The organism is Hypericibacter sp., from assembly GCF_050729195.1.
Taxonomy (GTDB): Bacteria; Pseudomonadota; Alphaproteobacteria; order Dongiales; family Dongiaceae; genus Hypericibacter.
Genome location: NZ_JBOHKS010000218.1, coordinates 1 through 3,764, shown reverse-complemented (window position 1 = coordinate 3,764; position 3,764 = coordinate 1). Strand labels below are relative to the sequence as shown.

General features: G+C 63.0%; 3 protein-coding genes. 1 reads left to right on the top strand and 2 read right to left on the bottom strand.

From position 1 onward, the window contains the following. Positions 1-994, top strand: a 994-nt coding sequence (locus ACREE8_RS17330; protein ID WP_431574259.1) for an AAA family ATPase, incomplete at its 5' end; no start/stop codon positions are given. Positions 995-1,077: 83 nt separating this feature from the next. On the opposite strand, the gene ACREE8_RS17325 is transcribed toward ACREE8_RS17330, so the two are convergent. Further along, entirely contained in the window at positions 1,078-2,793 is a 1,716-nt protein-coding gene (locus ACREE8_RS17325) for an acetolactate synthase catalytic subunit (protein ID WP_431574258.1), read from the bottom strand. A 48-nt stretch (positions 2,794-2,841) separates the two neighbouring features. Beyond that, complete coding sequence (locus tag ACREE8_RS17320) at positions 2,842-3,678, bottom strand: SDR family NAD(P)-dependent oxidoreductase (protein WP_431574257.1); 837 nt, start codon at positions 3,676-3,678, stop codon at positions 2,842-2,844. Positions 3,679-3,764 lie beyond the last annotated feature (86 nt).

Sequence of the window (3,764 nt, the reverse complement as noted above, 5' to 3'; positions counted from 1 at the left end):
ACAAGAGATACAGCGACGATCCGAGGACTTAAGATTGGCTGAAGCCCGAGAAACTAGGTCCGGCGCCATTGTAGATGCAATCCGTCAAGCGCCCCATGATCTCGTGCGGTCACGTGCGGATCTAAGGAAATCATCAGAGAAGCTAAAGAGAATCCTAGAGGTCGCAGCCGCGCGCATTGAGGGAATGTCAGAAGGGCGCCTTCGAGCGCGTGTTAAAGAGGAAACCCTTCCATCCGAGTTTCTCGAAGCGATCAAAGATATCTACGAAAACAATCGCATTCGTGAACTGCCAAACAGATGTGAAGACAAGGTAGCCGAAATTCTTTCGGATGGTGGATTGAATGCGTGGGATCGTTGGCTCGATCAAATAGTCACTACCTATCGATCTAAAGTTGCGCTCGGAGATCTCGGGCAACCTGGGGAGTCACTACTGAAACAAACCGAGTCAGTATTCATGCTGCCTGGCGGGCTCACCGAGAATCAAGTGAGAGGCATTTTCGACCGGCTCGATGACACGCGAGTCGCAAAGGTCTTAAACGCCGTAGTTCGCGCGTTTATCGACTTCGAGTACAAGGACATCGACGGCGTTTACATCGTTTTCGAGAAGGCGTCGCCAGGGCAGCAAGCGGCGGCGCTCCTTCATTTGTTGCTGAGGCAGGAAGCGGGCACTCTGATTATCGATCAGCCCGAGGATGACCTCGACAATCGAGAGATTATGTCGATCGCGCACTTGCTGCAGCAATCGAAATCAAAGCGGCAACTCCTATTCAGCACACATAGTCCGAATCTGGTTGTCAATGGTGACGCAGATAAGATTATCGCGCTGCGACCGGGAGCGGCGGAAGATGTAGATGGAACCACTCTTCCAAGGGTAGGAATTGACTGTGATGGGGCAATAGAAACCGACTCGGTTCGCAGATCAATAACTTCCACCATGGAAGGGGGCGAGGCGGCATTCGAACTCAGGGCGCGAAAGTACGCGATGCTGCCTTAGGTGGGCTGGCAACAAGTCCCGTTGACGAGGGGGCCTAGGGGCTCTGGGCTAACCTACAAGTGTCACAGCGGGTGCATTTCGAATTACTCGAAATGCCCCTCGAACGAGGTGATCGGCGGTCTTGCAGCCGGATCTGTCACAATGTCGAGGACGGTGACCTCGTTCGAGGCGAAGGCTTCCTGCAGCGCCGGGGCGATGTCCTGGGCACGCTCGATGCGGATGCCGCGGCAGCCGCAGGCGCGCGCGATCATGGCGTGATCGACGGGCTCGAAGAAGACGGCGCTGGTATGGTCGCCGAAGATCACATCCTCGGCGTCCTTCTGATAGCCCAGGATCTGGTTGTTGAGCACGGCCAGAACGACCGGCAGCTTGTTGCGTCGCGCGGTCTCGAGCTCGGACCAGACATGGGCAAAGCCGCCATCGCCGGCGAGGCAGAAGACCGGCGCATCGGGCCGCGCCAGCTTGGCGCCGATCGCCATCGGCAGGCCCCAGCCGAGGCCGGCCATGCCGCGCGGTGTCAGGAAGCGCTGGCCGGCTTTGCGCGCATGCAGGAAGTTGGCCGACCAGATCGAGGAATAGCTCGCGTCGGCGACAACGATATGGTCCGGCGTCAGGATCTTGTCGAGCTCGCCCATGACGCGCTCCGGCCGGATCGGCGCCGCGTCGGAATGGACCATCGACTGCGCCTCGGCCTCGTGCCGGCGCCTGCCGTCGGCGATGCGGCCTTCGAGCGCGGCGCGGGCCGCCTTGCGCTTGGCCAAATCGCGCTTGCGCAAGGCCTCGGTCAGCGCCTGTAGCGTTAGCTTCGCGTCGCCGACGAGCCGCAGCGCCTCGTAATTGCGCCCCACCTCCTGCCCGTCGATATCGAGATGGATGATCTGCGCGCCCTTGGGCAGCAGCTTCCAGGAATCGGTGCCGTTCTGGTTGGTGCGGTTGCCGACCAGCAGGATGACGTCGGCCTCGTCGATCAGCGGGCGCTGATAGCGCGTCATGCCGCGCGGGCCCATGAAATAGCCGATGACGCCGAGGCTCAAGGGATGGGTCTCGGCGACCGTGCCCTTGCCCATGGTGGTGGTCGCGACCGGCAGATGCGCCGTCTCCTGCAGTGCCGCCAGCGCGTCATGCGCACCCGAGCTGTGGACGCCGCCGCCGGCATAGATCAGTGGGCGCTTGGCCTTGGCCAGGAGATCGGCGGCGCGCTCGATCTGCGCCGGGTCGGCCAGGCTGCGATCGATCGGATAGGAGCCAAGCCGCTCGGCGCGCGAGGAGGCCGCGACCGAGGTCTCGTTGATCAGGTCGTAGGGCACGAGCAGCACCGCCGGCCCGGGCCGGCCGGTAGTCGCCGCCGTGAAGGCCATGTCGACATAATCGTCGATGCGGTCGCTGGTGCCGATCTTCCGCATCCATTTCGACACGCCCTTGAAGAGGTCGAACTGGTTCAGCTCCTGGAAGGCGTTCTTGTCGGCCGCGCGGCGATCGACATCCTGGACCAGCGCCACCACCGGCACCGAGGCCGTCAGGGATTCGGCGAGGCCCGGCACCAGCAGGGTCGCGGCCGGGCCGTTCTGCGCGGTGACGACGCCGACCTTGTGCGAGATGCGCGCATAGGCGTCGGCCATGACGGCGCCGGCATTCTCGGTGCGGTAGGTGACCTGGCGGATGGCGAAATCGGGCGTGGCGAGGAAGAGCGCACTCGGAATGCTCTGGCCGAAGACGATCTCCACGCCATGGCGCTTGAGCGCGCCGGCGAAGGTCTGGGCCGCGGACTGGTTCGAGGGCAGGGGCTTGCGGTCGGGCATTGGTCTTTCTGATCCGGTGATGAAGCGAGCTTGCGATAAAATTGGGCTCTACCAGAGCGAGCCGGCGGCGATGGTGATGTCCTCGGCGGCGATGCCGAAGGCGTCGTCATGGCAGAGGAAGGCCGCCAGATTGCCAATCTCTTCCGGCTCGATGATCCGCTTCTGCGGGTAGGTCTGGGCGATGGCGGCGATCATCTCTTCCTCGCTGCGCGTATCGCCGTCGCGCGCCTTCATGGTCTTGAGGGTGGAGCGCAGCATCCGCGTATTGACGAAGCCGGGATTGATCGCGTTGCAGGTGACGCCATGAGCGGCGCCTTCCAGCGCCACGCAGCGCGTCAGCCCCAGGATGCCGGCCTTCGACGAGCAATAGGCGGCATTGTCCTTGGCGCCGACATTGGCGGCGGTGGAGGCGATATTGACGATGCGGCCCCATTTGCGCTCGATCATGCCGGGCAGGCAGCGCTTGATGGTGCGGTAATAGCCGGTGAGGTTGGTGTCGATGATGTTGAGCCAGGTCTCGTCGGGATGGCCCACCATCGGCTGCTCGGCGGCGATGCCGGCGGAGTTGATCAGGATGTCGATCTTGCCGAATTCCTTCTCGGTCGCGGCCACGAAGGCGTCGCAAGATTCGTTCGAGCGCACATCGAGATCGAGCCCGACCGCGCGAACGCCCTTGGCCTCGATCTCCTTGCAGACGCCCTTCAATTCCTGCTCGGCCGGAAAATAGCTGTCCTGGCCCCGCGGCACGGGGCCGTGCGAGGCCAGATAGGAGCCGATCGCCACATCGGCGCCGCGCGCCGCCAGCGCCAGCGCGATGGCGCGGCCCTGGCCCGAAGCCCCGCCCGTGACCATGGCGGCCCGGCCGGACAGATAGCGATCCACCATGAATTCTTCCTTTTTCCTGCTATCGATGCCGCTTCCAGATCTCAACGCAAGTTCCCCTCCCCCTACCCCCTCCCGCAAGGGGAGGG

Excerpts from the sequence above, each read along its gene's own strand:
- ACREE8_RS17325 (WP_431574258.1), bottom strand. The coding sequence starts at position 2,793 with ATGCCCGACCGCAAGCCCCTGCCCTCGAACCAGTCCGCGGCCCAGACC.
- ACREE8_RS17320 (WP_431574257.1), bottom strand. The coding sequence starts at position 3,678 with ATGGTGGATCGCTATCTGTCCGGCCGGGCCGCCATGGTCACGGGCGGG.